Source organism: Micromonospora sp. DH14 (assembly GCF_029809455.1).
Classification (GTDB): Bacteria; Actinomycetota; Actinomycetes; order Mycobacteriales; family Micromonosporaceae; genus Micromonospora; species Micromonospora parva.
The window spans coordinates 399,680-418,680 of sequence record NZ_JARVKT010000001.1 but is presented as its reverse complement, the minus strand read 5'-3'; the positions used below and the strand labels follow the sequence as shown (position 1 = coordinate 418,680).

Here is a 19,001-nt window from a genome sequence, read left to right as displayed (position 1 = left end):
CCAGGAGCATTGGCACAGTACGCACGCCGCGGCGTCCACGGGCAGACCGTCGAAGCGATCGCCCGTCGCATCCTCACCGGCGAGATCCCCGCCGGCGCGACCCTGAACATCGTCGCGTTGCAGGAGGAGTTCGACGTCAGCCTCACGGCGCTCCGCGAGGCGCTGAAGGTCCTCTCGGCCAAGGGCATCGTCGACGCCCGACAGAAGCGCGGCACCTTCGTCCGACCCCGGGCGGACTGGAACCTGCTCGACGGCGACGTGATCCGGTGGCAGTTCGCCGAGGGCACCGACCAGCGGTTGCTCGACCAACTGCACGAGGTACGCGCCATCATCGAGCCGGCCGCCGCCCGGCTGGCCGCCACCCGCGCCACCGCTGACGACCTGACCGCCCTCGACCGGGCACTGGACGAGATGGCCGAGGCCAACGGCGATCCCGCCGCCGCCATCGCCGCCGACCTCGCCTTCCACCGCGCGCTACTCACCGCCACCCACAACGAGCTGCTGGAACGGATGGAGGTGGTGATGGAGACCGGGCTCGCCGAACGGGACCGGCTGGTGCACGGCGGCACCCCGCACGACGACCCGGTGCCCAGCCACCGCGCGGTGGTCGACGCGCTGCGCGACCGGGACGAGACAGCGGCCGAGACCGCGATGCGTCAGTTGCTGGACAAGGCCGTCCGCGACGTCGAGAAGATACGGGGACGAAGGGGCAGTCAGTGAAGATCGAGCGGATCGAGACCTTCCTGGTCGCGCCACGGTGGTTGTTCTGCCGGGTGGAGACCGACGACGGGCTGGTCGGGTGGGGTGAGCCGGTGGTCGAGGGCCGCGCCGAGGTGGTGCGCAGCGCGGTCGAAGTGCTCTCCGAATATCTGATCGGTGCCGACCCCCTGCGCGTCGAGCAGCACTGGCAGGTGCTCACCAAGGGCGGTTTCTACCGGGGCGGGCCGATCCTCTCCAGCGCGGTCGCCGGCCTCGACCAGGCGCTCTGGGACATCGCCGGGCAGGCGTACGGGGCACCGGTGCACGCACTGCTCGGCGGGCCCGTCCGGGACCGGGTGCGGATCTACTCGTGGATCGGCGGGGACGAGCCCGACGAGGTGGCCGACGCCGCCGCCGCGCAGGTCGCCGCCGGCCTCACCGGAGTCAAGATGAACGCCTGCGGGCGGCTCTCCCCGATCCCCACCTCGGCCGAGGTGGACGCCGTCGTCGGCCGGGTGGCCGCCGCCCGCGAGGTGCTCGGCCCCGACCGGGACATCGCCGTGGACTTCCACGGTCGCGCCGGCATGGCCGCCGTCCGCCGGATCCTGCCCGAACTGGCCGCCCTGCGCCCGTTCTTCGTGGAGGAGCCGGTCCTGCCCGACCAGGCCCACCACCTGCCCGACATCGTGGCCAGCACGCCGATCCCGGTGGCCACCGGCGAGCGGCTCTACGGTCGGTCCGAGTTCCTCGGCCCGTTGCAGGCCGGGGTCGCCGTGGTCCAACCGGACCTGTCGCACGCCGGTGGGATCTCCGAGGTCCGCCGGATCGCCGCGCTCGCCGAGACGTACGGCGCGCTGCTCGCCCCGCACTGCCCGCTCGGCCCGATCTCCCTGGCGGCCAGCCTCCAGGTGGCCTTCGCGACGCCGAACTTCCTGATCCAGGAACAGAGCATCGGCATCCACTACAACGCCGGCTCGGAGTTGCTGGACTACCTGGTCGACCCGGAGCCGTTCCGGTTCGTGGACGGGCACATCGCCCGCTTCGACCGGCCCGGGTTGGGCATCACTGTCGACGAGGCGGCGGTCCGCAAGGCCGCCCAGACCCCACACGCCTGGCGCAACCCGCTCTGGCAGCACGCCGACGGGTCGTTCGCCGAGTGGTGACCGGCGCACGGCCGGTGCCGCTGCGGGTGGCGTACGACGCGGCGCACGGCGGCCGGTGGACGAGCCTGCGCGGCGGTGACCGGGAGTGGCTCTGGCGCGGCCCGGAACCCGGCCGGCACGAGGTACGCCCCGGCGCGGCGTTCGTCGACGCCGGTGGGCTGGAGGAGTGCCTCCCCACCGTGCGCGGCGAGCCCGACCACGGCGAGGTGTGGTCCCGCCCCTGGCGCGGCGCCGGGCCGGGCACCGTTGTCATCCAGCGCCCGACGTTCGTCCTGACCCGCCGGATCAGCGACGACAGCGGTGCGGTGGTCGCCGACTACCGGCTGGCCGCCGACCCCGGGTACCGGTTCGTCTGGGCCGCGCACGCCCTGCTCGGCCTCTCGCCCGACGCCCGCCTCGACGCGCCCGCCGGCACCCCGACCCGGCTACACCCGGAGGCCGCCGCGCTCCTGCCGCCGGGCGGTTGGCCCGTCGGCGACCCGTGGTTGACCGGGCCGTGGCCGGCCCCGGCCGGGCTGACGCTGGACACGTTCGGCCCGGACGACGGGACAGCGCTCGGCGCGGTGCTGCTCGACTGCCCACGGGTCCAGGTGATCGACGGCACCGACCGGCTGACCCTTGAGCTGGAGTGCGCCGACCAGCCCCGCAGCACGGCCCTCTGGCGCAACCTGGGCGGCTGGCCGGCCGACGCCCCCTACCGCAGCCTCGGCGTCGAACCGATGCTCGGCGCCGCCTTCGACCTGGCCGACGCCGGCCCGTCCGACGCGGCGGTGGTTCCCGCCGCCGGCGAGGTCACCTGGCGACTCACCATCTCCGCCCACCGCACCCACTGAGGACACCGTGATGAACCTGCTCGACGAGCTGCGTACCCATCGGCTGCTGGCCATCGTGCGCGGCCCGGACCCGGCCGCCGCGCTGACCGCCGTGCTCACCCTGGCCGAGAGCGGCGTCGCCCTGATCGAGGTCTCGTTGACCGGCACCGACGCGCTCGGCGTCATCCGCCGCGCCCGCGCCGCCCTCGGGCCCGACTTCGGCCTCGGCGCGGGCACCGTGCTCAGCGCCGACGACGCCCGCGCGGCGGCCGACGCAGGCGCCGGATTCCTGGTCACCCCGGCGATCGCCGCGAGCCTCGCCGAGGGCGGCCGGCTCGGCCTGCCGGTCCTCGCCGGCGCCCTCACCCCCACCGAGGTGGTGCAGGCCACCGACGGCGGGGCCACCGCGATCAAGCTCTTCCCGGCCTCCTTCGGCGGGCCCGACTACCTCGGCGCGCTGCGCGACCCGTTCCCCGGCACCCCGTTCGTGCCGGTCGGTGGGGTCGACGCGGACGGCGCCCGGCGCTACCTCGACCGGGGTGCGACAGCTGTCGGCGTCGGTTCCCCGCTGCTCGGCGACTCCGTCCGAGGCGGCGACACCACGGCGTTGCGGCAGCGGGCCGCCGCCTTCCTCGCGGCGGTCCGGCCGTGACCGACCTGCTCACGCTCGGCGAGACGATGGCGGCGTTCCGCACCACCGGCCCGCTGCGGCTGGGCGGCACCGCCGGCATCTCCGTCGCCGGGTCCGAGTCGAACGTGGCGATCGGCCTGGCCCGGCTCGGCCACCGGCCGGCCTGGATCGGGGTCACCGGGGCCGACGAGCCCGGCGAGCTGGTCCGCCGTACGCTGCGCGCCGAGGGCGTCGACCTGACCTGGTCCCGGGTCGACCCGACCGCCCCGACCGGGCTGATCCTCTTCGAGAACCGGGTCGCCGACATCAACCGGGTCACCTACCACCGTGCCGGGTCGGCCGGCTCCCGACTGGGCCCGGCCGACGTGACAGGGGCCTTCGACGCCCCGGGGCCACCACCCCGACTGCTGCACGTCACCGGCATCACCTGCGCGCTCGGCGTCGAGCCGTACCAGGCGGTGGTGGCGGCCGTTCGGCGCGCGCGCGCGGCCGGCAGCACCGTCTGCCTGGACGTCAACCACCGCAACCGGCTCTGGTCGGCCGCCGAGGCCGCCGCCGCGCTGCGCCCGCTGCTGCCCTCGATCGACCTGGTGATCGCCTCCGACGACGAGTTGGTGGTGCTGACCGACGCCAGCGACCCGGCCTCGGCGCTCCTCTCGGCCGGCGTCACCGAGGTCGTGGTCAAGCACGGCGGCGACGGGGCGACCAGTCACAGCGCGACCGGCGTCATCCACCGTCCAGCCCGGACGGTGCCGGTGGTGGACACCGTCGGCGCGGGTGACGCCTTCGTCGCCGGGCTGCTCTCCGGCTGGCTCGACGGCCTCGACGCGCCGGCCCGACTGGACCGGGCCGTCACCACCGGCGCGTTCGCGGTCGCCACCCGGGGCGACTGGGAGGGTCTGCCCGACCGGGCCGAGCTGACGCTGCTCGACCACGGCCCCGGCGGTACGGTCCGCTGACGACCTTTGGGAGGAACACCATGGAGCTGACCGAGCCGACCGTCTGGAGCACCGACCGGCTGGAGTTGGGTGAGGGCCTGCGTTGGGTCGACGACCGGCTGGTCCTCGTCGACCTGCTGGCCGGGCGACTGCTGGAGACCGACGGCGACGCCCCGACCCCGCTGCGGGAGCTGCGCCGCCTCGACGTGCCGCTCGGCGCGGTCGCCCCGGTGCTCGACCGACCCGGCGAATGGCTGGCCGCCGCCGGGACCGGCGTCACGGTGCTGCCCGCCACCGGTGACCCCCGACCGGTCGCCGACCTGGTCGGCGACGCCCCCGAGCCGACCCGGATGAACGACGCGGTCGCCGACCCGCACGGCCGCTTCTGGGCCGGCAGCATGACGTACGCGATGACACCCGGCGGGGGCACGCTGTTCCGCCTCACCCCGGGCGCCGAGCCGGTTCCCGCGGTGACCGGGCTGACCATCCCGAACGGGCCGGCGTTCGACGCGACGGGCACCACCATGTACCTGGCCGACACCCCGCTCGGCCAGATCGACCGGTTCACCGTCGACCCCGCCACCGGGGCCCTGAGCGGGCGGGAGCCGTTCCTGCGGCTGTCCCCCGCCGACGGCGGCCCGGACGGCATGACGCTCGACGCGGCCGGTCACCTCTGGATCGCGCTGTGGGGTGGCTCCGCGGTCCGCCGCTACCGGCCCGACGGCACCCTCGACCGGGAGATCCGGCTGCCGGCGAAGCAGCCGGCCGGAATCTGCCTGGGCGGCCCCGACCTGCGGCGACTCTTCATCGGCACCGCCCGGGTGGGGCTGGACACGGCGGGCCCGCAGGACGGCGCGCTGCTCGCGGTGGACGTCGAGGTGCCCGGCCTGCCCGCCGCGCGCGCCGCCGCACCGATCGGCTGACCGCAGGCATACCGGACGCCACGGCGGGAACAACCGCACCGCAGGGCGGTAACAGCCGACAGGTGGGGAGCGAGCCGATGAGCAGCACAGGGTGGGCGGCGTGAACGGGCCGGTCGGCGACGAGCCGATGGGGGAACTGGAGCTGGTGCACACCTTCACCGGCCCGATGCCGACCGGGGTGAGCGTCTCGCACCAGGGCCGGATCTTCGTCAACTTCCCGAAGTGGGGCGACGAGGTGCCGGCCACCGTCGTCGAGCTGCGCGACGGTCAGGAGACGCCCTACCCCGACCAGGCGTGGAACGACCCGTCCGGCGAGGACGACGCTGGCGCGTTCGTCTCGGTGCAGAGCATCGTGGTGGACCCGGCCGACCGGCTCTGGGTGCTGGACACCGGCAGTCCGATGTTGCAACCCACCAAGCCGGGCGGCCCGAAGCTGGTCCGGGTCGACCTGGACACCGACACGGTCGCCCAGGTGATCACCTTTCCGGCGGACGTGGCGCTGCCGACGACGTACCTCAACGACGTCCGCTTCGACCTGCGGCGGGGCGAGGCGGGCGTCGCGTACATCACCGACTCCGCGTTCGCCGGGCCGAACGGAATCGTCGTGGTGGACCTGGCCAGCGGTGCCGCCTGGCGGCGGCTGCACGACCACCCGTCCACCAAGGCGGAGCCGCTGACGTCGTTCCGCCCGATTGTCGAGGGCCGGCCCTTCCTGGAACGACCGGCCGACGGGCCACCGAAGCCGGTGGGCATGGGCTCCGATGGCATCGCCATCTCCGCCGACGGCACCCGGCTCTACTACTGCCCGTTGGCGTCCCGGCGCCTCTACAGCGTCTCCACCGAGGCGCTGGCCGACCCGGGGGTCACCCAGGAGGCGGTCGCCGCGACGGTTGTCGACGAGGGCGACCGGGGCACCGCCTCGGACGGGTTGGAGAGCGACGACGCGGGGCGGCTCTACATCACCTCGTACGAGCACAACGCGGTGCTGCGTCGACTGCCCGACGGCGAGTACGAGACGCTGGTGCACGACCCGCGACTGCTCTGGCCGGACACCATGTCGGTGGCCACCGACGGGTACCTCTACGTCACCGCCAACCAACTGCACCGGCAGCCGCAGTACCAGCGCGGCAAGGACCTGCGGCGCAAGCCGTACGCGCTGTTCCGCACCCGCATCGACGCCGGCCCGGTGCTGCTGCGTCGTTGAGCACCGGGCCGAGCCGACAGCGCCGTCAGTTCACCGGCAGGGTGCGGTTCAGGAGGTCGAACAGGGCGGCCCAGTGACGCTCGGTGGCCTGCTCGTCGTACGCCGGGGTGTCGGCCATGGTGTAGCCGTGGTGCGCGCCCTCGTACACCTCGGAGCGGTAGCGCACCCCGGCGGCGTCGAGCGCGTTCTCCAGCGTGGCGATCTGCTCGGGCGTCATCGACTGGTCGGCGTCGGCGTGCCCGAAGTACAGCTCGCCGCTGATCGAGCCGACGCCCAGGTGCGGGCTGTCCGGCGCGTCGGTGACGATCCGCCCGCCGTGGAAGCTCGCCACCGCGGCGATGCGGTCCGGGTGCGCCTCGATGGCCCGCAGCGCGTTGGTGCCGCCCATGCAGTAGCCGGTGATGGCGACCGGGCCCGGCCGGACGTCGTCGCGGGCGGCCAGGAAGTCGAGGAACGCGGCGGTGTCCCGACTGATCACGTCAGCGGTCAACGCGCCGACCAGCGGCATGATCTTCTCGAAGAGCGCACCGCGCTGGTCGGCCTCGCCGAGGCGGGACAGGTCGAACAGCGGTGCCCGACCACCCCGGTAGAACAGGTGGGGCGTCAGCACCAGGTAACCCCGGGCGGCGATCCGCTCGGCCATCTCCACCAGGCGCGGGCGCGGCCCGAAGGCGTCCATGAAGAGCAGCACCGCCGGGAACGGGCCGTTGCCGTCCGGTCGGGTGAGGGACGCGTCCGCGACCCCGTCGCCGGTCGGGATGTCCACCGTCGTCGTCAGCACCGTGCCTCCTCGTACGCCGATCTTGGTCCGCCTGGGACGTTACTCGCCGTAGCTGGATACCCGGCCGCTCCCCCCGAGCCTGGGACCGGTGATCCCTGGACAAGGCCACCCTGGGTGGTGACCGGCGATCGATCCAGGCTTGTCCACGACACCTGACGGACACCCTCAACCTGGGAGATGCTGTGCTCGACCTGACCGTTCCGGACCTGACTGGAAAACTCGCCGTCGTGACCGGCGGCAGCGACGGGCTGGGCCTTGGCCTGGCCACCCGGCTGGCGCAGGCCGGTGCCGAGGTGGTGCTGCCGGTCCGCAACCCGGCCAAGGGTGCCGCCGCACTGGACGCCGTACGGGCCGCCGCACCGGGCGCCGTCGTGTCGACCCGGGAGCTGGATCTCGCCTCGCTGGACTCGGTGGCCGCGCTGGCCGACACGCTGCTGGCCGAGGGCCGGCCGATCCACCTCATGATCAATAACGCGGGCGTGATGACACCTCCCACCCGGCACGGCACCGCGGAGGGCTTCGAGCTGCAACTCGGCACCAATCACCTGGGCCATTTCGCGTTGAACGGACGGTTGCTGCCGCTGCTGCGGGCCGGGCGGGCCCGGGTCACCACCATGTCGAGCAGCGCCGCCCGCTCCGGCCGGCTGGACTGGGACGACCTCCAGGGCACCCGGCGGTACGCGGCGATCCGCGCGTACAACGCGTCCAAGCTGGCCACCCTGCACTTCGGGTTGGAACTCGACCGACGCAGTCGCGCTGGCGGCTGGGGCATCGTCAGCAATGTCGCCCACCCGGGCACCACCATGACGAACCTGTACGCCTCCGGCCCCAACCTGGGCCGTAGCCGGCCCTCGCTGCACCACTCGGTGATGAACCGGCTGGCCCGCTGGGGCTTCCTGGTGCACTCGGTGGACGCCGGGCTGCGTCCCGCCCTCTACGCGGCAACCAGCCCGCAGGCGCAGGGCGGCCGGTTCTACGGCCCGGACGGGTTGGGGCAGTTCACCGGCGCGCCGACCGAACTCGCCGTCTACCGCTCGGCGCGCAGCACGGCTGACGCCACCCGCCTCTGGACCGTCTCGGAACGGTTGGTGGGCGTCGAGTTCTCCGGCAACTGACCGCGACACGGGGACGACTGGTGCGGACGGTGCGAACCGGCCGTTCGCCACAGGGACAGCGGGTGGGTATCGCCTTCACCCGACCGGAGCTGCTGGTCGCCGCGATGGGCACGGATCAGCACTGGCAAGAGCTGTGCGAGTCCGCGCTGCGGGGCATGCTGCGCCCGCTCGGCATCGACGTGATCCAGGTCGACGCGCTGCTGGTGGCACCGCCACTCGACCCGAGCGGTGGCGACCCGGCCGCGCCGACAGTGCCCGCCCGCGCACCGACCGCACCCGCCGGCCAGCGGGCGCAGGCCGTCCCGGTCCCGGTCGGCCCCGCACCCTCCGCCGGTCAGGCGCGGACGAAGCGCACCGCGTCGGCGATGACGTGGCCGTCGGTGTCCTCGGTACGGATCAGCACGCTCCCCTCGGTGCCGGCCGTGAACGGGTAGGTGCCCAGCGGCACCCACTGACCCCCGGACTGCCGCTGGTCGACGGTCCGGGTGGCCACCCCGCCGGAGTACGCGATGTCGACCGGCACGTTGCTCGCCCGGTTGGGGTCCGCGGTCCAGCGCAGCTGCACGGTCCACGATCCGGAGGCGGGCAGCGTCGGGCGGAACCGCAGTCGGTTGACGCCCTTGGCGGTGTTGCCGTCGTGCTCGTAGTCCGGGCCGTAGTAGCCACCGATGCTGGTGCTGCGCAGCCACGTCCCGGCCCGGGTGATCCCGCCGGCCGCCGCGTTGTCCAGGATCACCTCGCTGGTCGACCCCCATTCCAGCACCGCGCCGTCCTGACGCAGCCGGGCCTGGAGGGCGGGCACCGACACCGCCTGCACGGCGAGGTTCCCGGCGAGCGCCAACGACGCCGCCGTGGCGGCGGCCTGCCCGAGGATCATGAACACCGGCTCCATCCGGATCGAGCCGTACGCGATGTGGCTCGCCGACAGGCAGACCGGCACCAGCAGGTTGGCGCACTGGGCCTGGTGCGGCACGATCGCCCGGTAGCTGACCGGGTAGGGCGACGGCACCCCGATCTGCACGTCGCCCTCGTTGCGCACCCGACCGTCGACGACCACCCGCTGACAGTTGTGCGAGTCCATCGTGTAGCTGGCCAGGCCCACCGAGTCGGTGGCCCGTACCCGGCCCCGGCAGTCGGCCTCGGTCATCGCGTACGCGGAGACCATCCGGCGGGCCTCCCGGATGTAGAGCAGCGGCGGCCAGCCGGCGGTGCCGGTGAACTCGTCGGCCGGCAGCCCCCACCGGGCGGTGGACTCACGCACCGACGCGGGCAGCCGGGGATCGTTGGCCAGGAACCACATCATCCCCTGCTGGTAGCTGCGGTGCTCGGCGATGATGCTCTCCCGCGCCGCCCAGGTCGCCGTCGGGTAGGCGTGGTTGAAGCCGATGTGGTCGGTGGACACCGCGCCGTTGTTGTTGGAGTCGGTCTTCCCACCGCCGATCGAGTGAGTGGTGAAGTACGGCCCGGTGAAGCCGGCCTGGATGTGGCGCAGCTGCAGCTCGTACCGGATCGGGTCGTAGTCGGACGGCCTGCCGAACGGGATCCGGTTGGCCGCCTGGGTGAGGCACATCCGGAAGCAGTACGCCTGGATCCGGTCGTCGCCGCTGCCCTGCGGGGCGAGCGGGGCGGCGGAGATGCCCGGCAGCAGACCACTCGCGGGCGAGCCGGCCGTCACGTACGGGTCGACGGGGTAGACGAACTGGTGGGTGTTGCGGGACTGCACCCCGTTGATCGTCTCGCCGTAGGTGTCGTTGGACTCCCGCCCGACGGTGAACCCCACCCCGGCCATGGCCAGCAGGTCGCCCTCGTAGGTCGCGTCGACGAACACGCCGCCGGAGTAGATCGACCCGTCCTCGGTGCGCAACTCCGTGATCCGGTTGCCGCTGCGGCCGAGGCCGGACAGCCGCGCGCCGACGACCACGGGGACGCCGGCCTCGGCCAGCATCTCGGCGAAGACGGCGGCGGCGACGCGCGGTTCGAAGGTCATCCGCAGCGGCGACGTCGGCGTGAGGGTGCCGCCGTGGTACTTGACGTACACCCGGCGGTAGAACTCGGCGGCCAGCCCGCCGATGGACGCCTGGACCCCGGTGTCGGTGGCGCCCAGCCCGGCGGTGCTCAGCCCGCCGACGTGGCTGGTGGGCTCGACCACGACGGCGGTGTGGCCGAGTCGGCGCATGGTGATCGCGGCGGCCAGCCCACCGGAGGTGGCGCCGTAGACGACCAGGTCGGCGGTGGTGACGGCGGCTCGGGCGGGACCGGCCCGGAACGGGTCGGAGAGACCGGCCAGGACGAGGCCGGCACCGCCGGCGGTCAGCAGACGGCGGCGGGACAGGGGCACTGACACGGCGAACTCCCGAGGGGTAACCGGAGGGGACGGTTACAGAAGCACGCCGCTGCCGCTGCTAGCGAAATTCTTCAATCTCTGCCGGCGGGTGTCAACGGGTCAGGGGCGGTAGCGGTAGCCCATTCCCGGCTCGGTGATGAGGTGCCGGGGGCGAGCCGGGTCGTCCTCCAGCTTGCGCCGCAGCTGGGCAAGATACTGCCGCAGGTAGTTGGTCTCGTTCTGGTACTCCGGCCCCCACACGTCCTGCAGGAGCTGCCGTTGACTGACCAGCTTGCCGGGGTGCCGCAGCAGCTTCTCCAGCACGCTCCACTGGGTGGGGGTCAGCTTGACCTCGGTGCCGTCGTCCCTGCGCACGCTGTGGTCGGCCAGGTCGACGGTGTGCTGACCGATCCGCAACGCCGGCACCGCCTCGCTGGGCGCGCCGAGGCGGCGGGTCACCGCGCGGATGCGGGCCAGCAACTCCTCGACCCCGAACGGCTTGGTGACGTAGTCATCCGCACCCGCGTCGAGCGCCGCTACCTTGTCCTCGCTGCCGGCCCGGCCGGAGAGCACGATGATCGGCACTGTGGTCCACCCGCGCAGGCCCCGGATCACCTCCACACCGTCGATGTCGGGCAGGCCGAGGTCGAGCACCACCAGGTCGGGTGGGTGGCTGGCGGCGGCCCTCAACGCGGCGGCCCCGGTCGCGGCGACGTCCACGTCGTACCGGCGAGCCCGCAGGTTGATCCGCAGGGCACGCAGGATCTGCGGTTCGTCGTCGACGACCAGGATGCGCGTCATTCCGGGGGCCCCTCCGAGCTGGTCTGCACGGCAGCCGGCAGCCGCAGCACCATGGTGAGCCCACCGCCGGGGGTGGTCTCCGGGGTGATGCTGCCACCCATCGCCTCGGCCAACCCCCGGGACAGGGCGAGACCGAGACCGACACCGGTCTGGTTGTCCCGGTCGCCGAGGCGTTGGAACGGCAGGAAGACGTGCTCCCACTGGTCCTCCGGGATACCCGGACCCCGGTCGATCACCCGCAGCTCCACCTGACCTGCGTGCGCGCTGGCGGTGATCACCGGCGGCTGGTCGGGTGGGCTGTAACGCAGCGCGTTGGCGACGACGTTGACCAGCACCCGTTCCAGCAGGCCCGGGTCGGCGGTGGCCGCCGGCAGGTCGGCCGGGATGTCCGTGCCGACGGTCGCGGCCGCCGGGCCAAGTTCGTCGAGCGCCAGGGGTACGGCGTCCTCCAGGCCGACGGCGGTCGCCGAGATGCCCAGCACACCCGCCTGGAGCCGGCTCATGTCCAGCAGGTTCGCGACCAGCCGGGCGAGCCGGTCCAGCGACTCCTCGGCGGTCTCCAGCAACTCCTCGCGGTCGGACTCGTCGAACTCGATGTCGTGGCTGCGCAGGCTGGTCACCGCCGCCTTCGCGGACGCCAGCGGCGTACGCAGGTCGTGGCTGACCGCGGCGAGCAGCGCGGTGCGCATCCGGTCGGCGGCGGCGAGCGGTCGGGCGGTGGCGGCCTCCTCGGCGAGTCGTTCCTGGCGTAGCGCGACGGCGGCCTGGGCGGCGAACGCCTCGACGATCCGCCGGTCGGCGGCCTCCAGCCGTCGACCGCTGAGCACGACGGTGATCCGCTCGTCGACGGGTACCGCCGTCTCGCCGCCGTCGGGGGTGCAGGCCGGCTGCTCGCCGACGCTGGCCACCACGCACCAGGCATGCTCCTCGCGGGCCCGTTCCGGACGCCCGCTCGCCTCCTCGGCCAGCTCCAGCACGCTCACCGCGCGCAGCCCGAAGGTCTCCCGGATCTGGTCCAGCAGGGCGGGCAGGGGGCGTTCGCCGCGCAGCACGCCACCGGCGACGGCGGCGAGGGTCTGCGCGTCGGCGGCGGCCCGCGCGGCCTCCCGGGTACGCCGGGCGGCCACGTCGACGATCCAGCTCACCGCCAGCGCCACCCCGACGAAGACGGCCAGGGCGAGCAGGTTGTCCGCCTCGGCGATGGTCAGTGTCTTGAAGGGCGGGGTGAAGAACCAGTTGAGCAGCAGGCTTCCGCCGAGCGCGGCGACCAGGGCCGGCCACACCCCGCCGACCAGCGCGACGCCGACCACCCCGGCGAGGAACAGCAGGATGTCGTTTGTCAGCGTCAGGTCGGGCAGGGTCCGCAGCAGCACTGTGAGCAGCGGCATGCCCAGCACCGCGAGGCCGAAGCCGAGCAGTCGGCGGCGGCGGGACAACGCCGCCGGCACGGCCGCCGCCCGGCGGCCCTTGCCGGCCTGCTTGTGGGTGACCAGGTGCACGTCGATCGAGCCGGAGAGCGCGGTGGTGGTCACCCCGACACCCCGGGCGAAGATCTGCGCGAGCCGGCCCCGCCGGCTGGCCCCGAGCACCAGTTGGGTGGCGTTCACACCCTGGGCGAAGTCCAGCAACGCAGCCGGCACGTCGGTGCCGAGCACCTGGTGGTACGTGCCGCCCAGGCTCTCCACGAGCACCCGTTGGCGGGCCAGCTGGGCGGGGTCGGCGCCGGCCAGGCCGTCGCTGCGGGCCACGTGCACGGCGAGCAGGTCGGCGCCCTTGCTGCGGGCGGCGACCCGGGCGGCCCGACGGATCAGCGTCTCCCCCTCGGGCCCACCGGTCAGCGCGACCACCACCCGTTCCCGGGCCTCCCAGGTCGCGGCGATGCCCTGCTGGCTGCGGTAGCGGTCGAGCTGCTCGTCGACCTTGTCGGCCAGCCAGAGCAGCGCCAACTCGCGCAGTGCGGTGAGGTTGCCGACCCGGAAGTAGTTGCCCAACGCGGCGTCGATCTTGTCGGGTCGGTAGATGTTGCCGTGCGCCATCCGGCGGCGCAGCGCCTCCGGGGTCATGTCGACCAGCTCGACCTGCTCGGCGGCGCGGACGATCTCGTCCGGCACGGTCTCCCGCTGGGTCGTGCCGGTGATCTGCGCGACGACGTCGTTGACCGACTCCAGGTGCTGCACGTTGACGGTGGACAGCACGTCGATCCCCGCGTCGAGCAGCTCCTGGACGTCCTGCCAGCGCTTGTCGTGCCGGGACCCGGGCACGTTGGTGTGCGCCAACTCGTCGACCACGGCGACCTCGGGCCGGCGGGCCAGCACCGCGTCCAGGTCCATCTCGGTGAACTCGGCGCCCCGGTAGGTCATCGCCCGACGGGGCACCTGCTCCAGGTCGCCGAGCATCTCGGCGGTGTGCTGCCGACCGTGGGTCTCCACGAAGCCGATCACCACGTCGGTGCCGCGCGCGGCCCGCCGCTGGGCCTCCTCCAACATGGCGTACGTCTTGCCGACGCCGGGGGCGGCGCCGAGATAGATGCGCAGTTCTCCGCGTGGCACGGGGACCATCCTCCCTGGTCAGGTCGGCCGGTGGGGCCGCGCCCGATCGGCGCGGCCCCACCGGCGCGGGTGCTCAGCGTGCGGGGAACTGCCTGTCGAGGGCGAGGTTCAGCTCCAACACGTTCACGCCGGGCTCCCCCATGAAGCCGAGCGCCCGCCCGCTGGTGTGCTCCTCGACCAGCTTGCGAACCGCCGCCGGGTCCGCGCCGCGCTCCCGCGCGACCCGGTTCACCTGCAACTCCGCGTACGCCGGGCTGATCTGCGGGTCGAGACCGCTGGCGCTGGCGGTGACCGGGTCGGCGGGCACCGCCGGGTCGGCGGGCGCGTCGCCCCGGATCGGGGTGACCACCCCACCGGCGGCCACGTAGTCCTCGCCGGGCTGGGCCGGCTCCACCATCACCCCCTGGTACTCGGTGACGAACGGAGTCGCCGGGGCGGCCTGGTTGACGCTGACCACCCGGGTCACCGGGCCGGTCAGACCGTCCGCGCGGAAGACCGCGAGCACGGCACCCACCCCGTCGTCGGTGCAGTACGGGCGGCTGCCGTCGACGCCGTTGAGTTCACCGACGGCCTTGCTGCGCCCGCAGACCTGGGTGAGCAGGCTTTCGCTGGACTCCTCCGGGTCGGTGGCGATGGTGTCGACGACGCTCTCCGGGCCCAGGTTGCTGGCCGAGGTGGAGGTCGGGTCGTAGCCGTCACCGGCGGCCGACGGGCGGGACTGGAAGTAGCGGGCGACCGGGTTGCCGTCGGCGTCGGTGAAGGACTGGCCGATCAGCGCGCTGCCGACCGTCGTTCCGTTCGAGACGATCAGCGAGCCGTCGGCCTTGTGGTGGAGGCCGGGCAGTTGGCCGAGCGCCACCAGGGCCAACGGGTAGACCAGGCCGAGCAGCACCGTGAAGACGAGCACGGCGCGCAGCGCGGCGAGGTGTTGGGCGATCCAGGTGGGTAGACGCATCACGAAATCCCCGGGAAGAACTGGATGAGCAGGTCGATGAGCTTGATCCCGATGAACGGCACGATGATGCCGCCCAGCCCGTAGACCAGGAGGTTGCGGCTGAGCAGCTTCGACGCGGTGGCCGGCCGGTACCGCACGCCGCGCAGGGCGAGCGGGATCAGCGCGATGATCACCAGGGCGTTGAAGATGACGGCGGAGAGGATCGCCGACTCCGGGCTGGACAGCCGCATGATGTTCAGCGCGTCCAGGCTCGGGTAGAGGCCGGCGAACATGGCCGGGATGATCGCGAAGTACTTCGCGATGTCGTTGGAGATGCTGAACGTGGTGAGCGCGCCGCGGGTGATCAGCAACTGCTTGCCGATCTCGACGATCTCGATCAGCTTGGTCGGGTCGGAGTCGAGGTCGACCATGTTGCCGGCCTCCTTCGCTGCCGACGTGCCGGTGTTCATGGCCACCCCGACGTCGGCCTGGGCGAGCGCCGGCGCGTCGTTGGTGCCGTCGCCGGTCATCGCGACCAGCCGGCCGCCCTCCTGCTCCCGCTTGATCAGGGCGAGCTTGTCCTCCGGCGTCGCCTCGGCCAGGAAGTCGTCCACCCCGGCCTCGTCGGCGATCGCCTTCGCGGTACGCGGGTTGTCGCCGGTGATCATCACGGTCCGGATGCCCATCCGGCGCATCTCGTCGAACCGCTCCCGCATGCCGGACTTGACCACGTCCTTGAGGTGGATGACGCCCAACGCGCGGGCGGGCTCACCGTCGACGTGCTCGGCGACCACCAGCGGGGTGCCGCCGGTGCCGCTGATCGCGTCCACGATCTCGCCGACCTGCTCGGTGGGGTGGCCGCCGTTCTCGCGTACCCACTTCATCACCGCTGCGGCGGCGCCCTTGCGGACCCGACGGCCGGTGCCCGACGCGCCGCCGTCCACGCTGGCGTCGGGGGTGAGGTCGACGCCGCTCATCCGGGTCTGCGCGGTGAACGGCACGAAGGTGGCGTGCGGCATCACGCCGGGCTCGCGCTCGCGCAGCCCGAACTCGTTCTTCGCCAGCACCACCACCGAACGCCCCTCGGGGGTCTCGTCGGCCAGGCTGGACAGCTGCGCGGCGTCGGCAACTGTCGCGGCGTCGACCCCCTCGACCGGTACGAACTCGGCGGCCTGCCGGTTGCCCAGGGTGATGGTGCCGGTCTTGTCCAGCAGCAGGGTGTTGACGTCGCCGGCCGCCTCGACGGCCCGGCCGCTCATGGCCAGGACGTTGCGCTGGACGAGGCGGTCCATGCCGGCGATGCCGATGGCGGAGAGCAGCGCGCCGATGGTGGTGGGGATCAGGCAGACCAGCAGCGAGATCAGCACCACCCCGGTGACGCCGGAGTCGGTGATCGCCCCGCTGTCCGGTGCGGCCGCCTGGTACGCCTTGGAGAAGATCGCCAAGGGCTGGAGGGTCACCACGGCCAGCAGGAAGATGATCGTGAGCGCGGCGAGCAGGATGTTCAGCGCGATCTCGTTCGGCGTCTTCTGTCGGTTGGCGCCCTCGACCAGGGCGATCATCCGGTCGATGAAGCTCTCCCCCGGCTTCTGGGTGATCTTCACGATGATCTGGTCGGAGAGCACCTTGGTACCGCCGGTGACCGCGCTGCGGTCGCCGCCGGACTCCCGGATGACCGGGGCCGACTCGCCGGTGATCGCCGACTCGTCGACGCTGGCGATGCCCTCGACGATGTCGCCGTCGCCGGGGATGATGCCGCCCGACTCGACCAGCACGATGTCGCCCTGACACAGGTCAGGCGCGGGCACCGCCTCGTCGCGGTAGGTGTTGGCCCGGGCGCCCGGCTTCCAGTCGATCAGGCGGGTGGCGATGGTGTCCTTCTTCGCCTGCCGCAGGGTCGCCGCCTGGGCCTTGCCCCGACCCTCGGCGACGGCCTCGGCCAGGTTGGCGAAGACCACTGTCAGCCAGAGCCAGGTGGTGATCGCCCAGGCGAACACGGACGGGTCGGTCACCGCCAGGACGGTGGTGAAGGCCGCGCCGACCTCGACGATCAGCATCACCGGGTTGCGCCACAGGGTGGCGGGGTTGAGCTTGCGTACCGCGTCCGGCAGGGACCGGACCAACTGCTTGGGGTCGAGCAGGCCCCCGCCGATCCGGTTGCCGCCGGTGGCGAGTTGCCCGGATGTCACGGACATGTCCTCGTTCCTCATGGTGGTCAGAGCCCCTCTGCCAACGGGCCGAGCGCGAGCGCGGGCAGGAAGGTCAGCGCGACGAGGACCACGGTGACGCCGACGACCATGCCGATGAACAGCGGTCGGTGGGTCGGCAGGGTGCCCTCGGACACGGGGGTGGGTGCCTGGCGGGCCAGCGAACCGGCCAACGCGAGCACGAAGATGAGCGGCAGGAACCGGCCCAGCAGCATGCACAACCCGAGTGCGGTGTCCCACCAGGTGGTGTTGACGGTGATGCCGCCGAAGGCGGAGCCGTTGTTGTTGCTGGCCGAGGTGAACGCGTACAGCACCTCGGAGAGGCCGTGCGGGCCGACGTTGAGCGCCGTGGCGTTGTTGCCGGTGGCGAACGCCGCCGCCGTACCGACCAGCACCAGGATCGGTGTGATCAGGAAGTAGAGCGAGGCGAACTTGATCTCGCGCGACCCGATCTTCTTGCCCAGGTACTCCGGCGTGCGGCCGACCATCAGCCCGGCCACGAAGACCGTGATCACCGCGAGGATGAGCAGGCCGTAGAGACCGGAGCCGGTGCCGCCCGGCGCGACCTCGCCGAGCATCATGTTGACCATCGTCATCATGCCGCCGAGCGAGGTGAACGAGTCGTGGAACGAGTTCACCGCACCGGTCGAGGTGAGCGTGGTGGCGGCGGCGAAGGTGGCCGAGTTCGACACGTCGAACCGCACCTCCTTGCCCTCCAGCGCCGCGCCGACGGCCTGCGGCACCGTGCCGTGGCCGGCCAGCTCGAAGATGTTGGTGATGGCGATGCTGGCGACGGCCAGGATGCCCATCACCGCGGCGATGGCGTACCCCTGGCGGTTCTGCCCGACCATCCGGCCGAACACCCGGGGCAGGCTGAACGGGATCAGCAGGATCAGGAAGATCTCCAGCCAGTTCGTCCAGGCGGTCGGGTTCTCGAACGGGTGGGCGCTGTTGACGTTGTAGAAGCCGCCACCGTTGGTGCCCAGCTCCTTGATCACTTCCTGGCTGGCGACCGGACCACCGGTGATGGTCTGGGTGCCGCCGGTCAACGTGGTCACGTCGGTGCCACCGGAGAGGTTCTGCACCGCCCCGCCGATCATCAGCGCGATGGCGCCGAGCACGGCGATGGGCAGCAGGATGCGCAGCACGATCCGGGTCAGGTCGACCCAGAAGTTGCCGAGCTGCCCGGTGCGGCTGCGGGCGAAGCCGCGCACCAGCGCGACAGCCACCGCGATGCCGACCGCCGCCGAGACGAAGTTCTGCACGGCCAGGCCGGCCATCTGCACCAGGTGACCCATCGTCGACTCACCCGAGTACGACTGCCAGTTGGTGTTCGTCACGAACGACACCGCCGTGTTCCACGCCCCGTGCGGCACCACCGGGTCGAAGCCCAGCGACAGCCACAGGTGGTTCTGCACCCGCTGGAACAGGTACAGGAACAGGATCGAGACCGCGGAGAACGCCAGCACGCTGCGGGCGTACACGCCCCAGGTCTGCTCGGCGGCGGGGTTGACCCCGACCAGGCGGTAGATGCCCCGCTCGACCCGCGACTGTCTGGTGCCGGAGACCGCCCGGAACATGTGGTCGCCGAACGGCTTGTAGACGGCGACGATCGCCGCCACCAGCGTCAGCACGAAGATGACGCCCGCTGTTGTCATGGTCATCAGAAGCGCTCCGGGAACAGCAGGGCGAACACCAGGAACGCGCCCAGGACCACCGCGAGCACCAGACCGACGGCGTTTACCGCGTTCACAGCTTCTCCACCGCCCGGACCACCAGGGCGAGCGCTGCGAACAGCGCCACCGTCAGGACCACGAACACCACGTCAGACACGCTGACTCCTCATACCGGAAAGGTTCGTCGCGACCGCCTTCCGGTCGCGCCGGGCAATCAAAGCCCCACCACCCGCCGGACGGCAGGG

At 72.6% G+C, this 19,001-nt stretch carries 17 protein-coding genes; 9 read left to right on the top strand and 8 right to left on the bottom strand.

Features of this window, described 5'->3' with window-relative positions:
* The first annotated feature begins 9 nt into the window (after positions 1–9).
* The 7 genes from QCZ28_RS01985 (at position 10) to QCZ28_RS01955 (ending at position 6,370) form a co-directional block, all read left to right on the top strand.
* A complete protein-coding gene (locus QCZ28_RS01985) occupies positions 10–720 on the top strand; it encodes a FadR/GntR family transcriptional regulator (protein ID WP_279514928.1) in 711 nt (236 codons plus the stop codon).
* Positions 717–1,862: a galactonate dehydratase gene (gene dgoD, locus QCZ28_RS01980; protein WP_279514927.1), complete on the top strand. Its 1,146-nt coding sequence runs from the start codon at positions 717–719 to the stop codon at positions 1,860–1,862. The genes QCZ28_RS01985 and dgoD overlap by 4 nt, the downstream gene beginning before the upstream one ends.
* Positions 1,859–2,695, top strand: coding sequence for a hypothetical protein (locus QCZ28_RS01975; protein ID WP_279514926.1), 837 nt, complete (start codon positions 1,859–1,861; stop codon positions 2,693–2,695). Before dgoD ends, QCZ28_RS01975 begins: the two co-directional genes overlap by 4 nt.
* A gap of 10 nt (positions 2,696–2,705) precedes the next feature.
* Complete coding sequence (locus tag QCZ28_RS01970) at positions 2,706–3,326, top strand: bifunctional 4-hydroxy-2-oxoglutarate aldolase/2-dehydro-3-deoxy-phosphogluconate aldolase (protein WP_279514925.1); 621 nt, start codon at positions 2,706–2,708, stop codon at positions 3,324–3,326.
* Positions 3,323–4,264, top strand: a complete 942-nt coding sequence (locus QCZ28_RS01965; RefSeq protein ID WP_279514924.1) for a sugar kinase — start codon at positions 3,323–3,325, stop codon at positions 4,262–4,264. Before QCZ28_RS01970 ends, QCZ28_RS01965 begins: the two co-directional genes overlap by 4 nt.
* A 20-nt stretch (positions 4,265–4,284) precedes the next feature.
* Complete coding sequence (locus tag QCZ28_RS01960) at positions 4,285–5,166, top strand: SMP-30/gluconolactonase/LRE family protein (protein WP_279514923.1); 882 nt, start codon at positions 4,285–4,287, stop codon at positions 5,164–5,166.
* A 100-nt stretch (positions 5,167–5,266) separates the two neighbouring features.
* Positions 5,267–6,370, top strand: a complete 1,104-nt coding sequence (locus tag QCZ28_RS01955) for an L-dopachrome tautomerase-related protein (protein WP_279514922.1) — start codon at positions 5,267–5,269, stop codon at positions 6,368–6,370.
* Between the two features lie 25 nt (positions 6,371–6,395).
* Here QCZ28_RS01955 and QCZ28_RS01950 read toward each other — a convergent pair whose 3' ends face one another.
* Positions 6,396–7,151: a dienelactone hydrolase family protein gene (locus QCZ28_RS01950; protein WP_279514921.1), complete on the bottom strand. Its 756-nt coding sequence runs from the start codon at positions 7,149–7,151 to the stop codon at positions 6,396–6,398.
* A gap of 182 nt (positions 7,152–7,333) precedes the next feature.
* Between QCZ28_RS01950 and QCZ28_RS01945 the strand changes: the two genes are divergently transcribed.
* Together QCZ28_RS01945 and QCZ28_RS01940 are read left to right on the top strand one after the other, a co-directional pair.
* Positions 7,334–8,266 (top strand): SDR family oxidoreductase, encoded by a 933-nt coding sequence (locus QCZ28_RS01945; RefSeq protein ID WP_279514920.1) that lies wholly within the window; start codon positions 7,334–7,336, stop codon positions 8,264–8,266.
* 20 nt (positions 8,267–8,286) lie between these two features.
* The gene (locus tag QCZ28_RS01940; protein ID WP_347815074.1) at positions 8,287–8,700 is read left to right on the top strand and encodes an SAV_915 family protein; all 414 of its coding nucleotides are present in this window, start codon (positions 8,287–8,289) and stop codon (positions 8,698–8,700) included.
* Here QCZ28_RS01940 and QCZ28_RS01935 read toward each other — a convergent pair.
* The 7 genes from QCZ28_RS01935 to kdpF all read right to left on the bottom strand — a co-directional run bounded on the left by QCZ28_RS01935 (position 8,601) and on the right by kdpF (position 18,833).
* Entirely contained in the window at positions 8,601–10,610 is a 2,010-nt protein-coding gene (locus QCZ28_RS01935; RefSeq protein WP_279514918.1) for an FAD-dependent oxidoreductase, read from the bottom strand. The two genes, QCZ28_RS01940 and QCZ28_RS01935, sit on opposite strands and share 100 nt — an antisense overlap.
* Before the next feature lie 99 nt (positions 10,611–10,709).
* Positions 10,710–11,390: a response regulator gene (locus QCZ28_RS01930; protein ID WP_279514917.1), complete on the bottom strand. Its 681-nt coding sequence runs from the start codon at positions 11,388–11,390 to the stop codon at positions 10,710–10,712.
* Entirely contained in the window at positions 11,387–13,939 is a 2,553-nt protein-coding gene (locus QCZ28_RS01925) for a DUF4118 domain-containing protein (RefSeq protein ID WP_279514916.1), read from the bottom strand. Before QCZ28_RS01925 ends, QCZ28_RS01930 begins: the two co-directional genes overlap by 4 nt.
* 73 nt (positions 13,940–14,012) lie before the next feature.
* The gene (locus QCZ28_RS01920; protein ID WP_279514915.1) at positions 14,013–14,894 is read right to left on the bottom strand and encodes a potassium-transporting ATPase subunit C; all 882 of its coding nucleotides are present in this window, start codon (positions 14,892–14,894) and stop codon (positions 14,013–14,015) included.
* Positions 14,894–17,068 (bottom strand): potassium-transporting ATPase subunit KdpB, encoded by a 2,175-nt coding sequence (kdpB, locus tag QCZ28_RS01915; RefSeq protein WP_279514914.1) that lies wholly within the window; start codon positions 17,066–17,068, stop codon positions 14,894–14,896. The genes QCZ28_RS01920 and kdpB overlap by 1 nt, the downstream gene beginning before the upstream one ends.
* Before the next feature lie 20 nt (positions 17,069–17,088).
* On the bottom strand, positions 17,089–18,744 hold the full coding sequence (kdpA, locus tag QCZ28_RS01910; RefSeq protein ID WP_279514913.1) for a potassium-transporting ATPase subunit KdpA: 1,656 nt from the start codon (positions 18,742–18,744) through the stop codon (positions 17,089–17,091).
* On the bottom strand, positions 18,744–18,833 hold the full coding sequence (gene kdpF, locus QCZ28_RS01905) for a K(+)-transporting ATPase subunit F (RefSeq protein ID WP_036410889.1): 90 nt from the start codon (positions 18,831–18,833) through the stop codon (positions 18,744–18,746). Before kdpF ends, kdpA begins: the two co-directional genes overlap by 1 nt.
* Positions 18,834–19,001: the final 168 nt, after the last annotated feature.

Bases quoted from the DNA above. Each gene is read 5' to 3' on its own strand.
- QCZ28_RS01970 (WP_279514925.1), top strand. From the start codon at position 2,706: ATGAACCTGCTCGACGAGCTGCGTACCCATCGGCTGCTGGCCATCGTG.
- QCZ28_RS01960 (WP_279514923.1), top strand. From the start codon at position 4,285: ATGGAGCTGACCGAGCCGACCGTCTGGAGCACCGACCGGCTGGAGTTG.
- QCZ28_RS01930 (WP_279514917.1), bottom strand. From the start codon at position 11,390: ATGACGCGCATCCTGGTCGTCGACGACGAACCGCAGATCCTGCGTGCC.
- QCZ28_RS01920 (WP_279514915.1), bottom strand. From the start codon at position 14,894: ATGCGTCTACCCACCTGGATCGCCCAACACCTCGCCGCGCTGCGCGCC.
- kdpB (WP_279514914.1), bottom strand. From the start codon at position 17,068: ATGTCCGTGACATCCGGGCAACTCGCCACCGGCGGCAACCGGATCGGC.
- kdpA (WP_279514913.1), bottom strand. From the start codon at position 18,744: ATGACCATGACAACAGCGGGCGTCATCTTCGTGCTGACGCTGGTGGCG.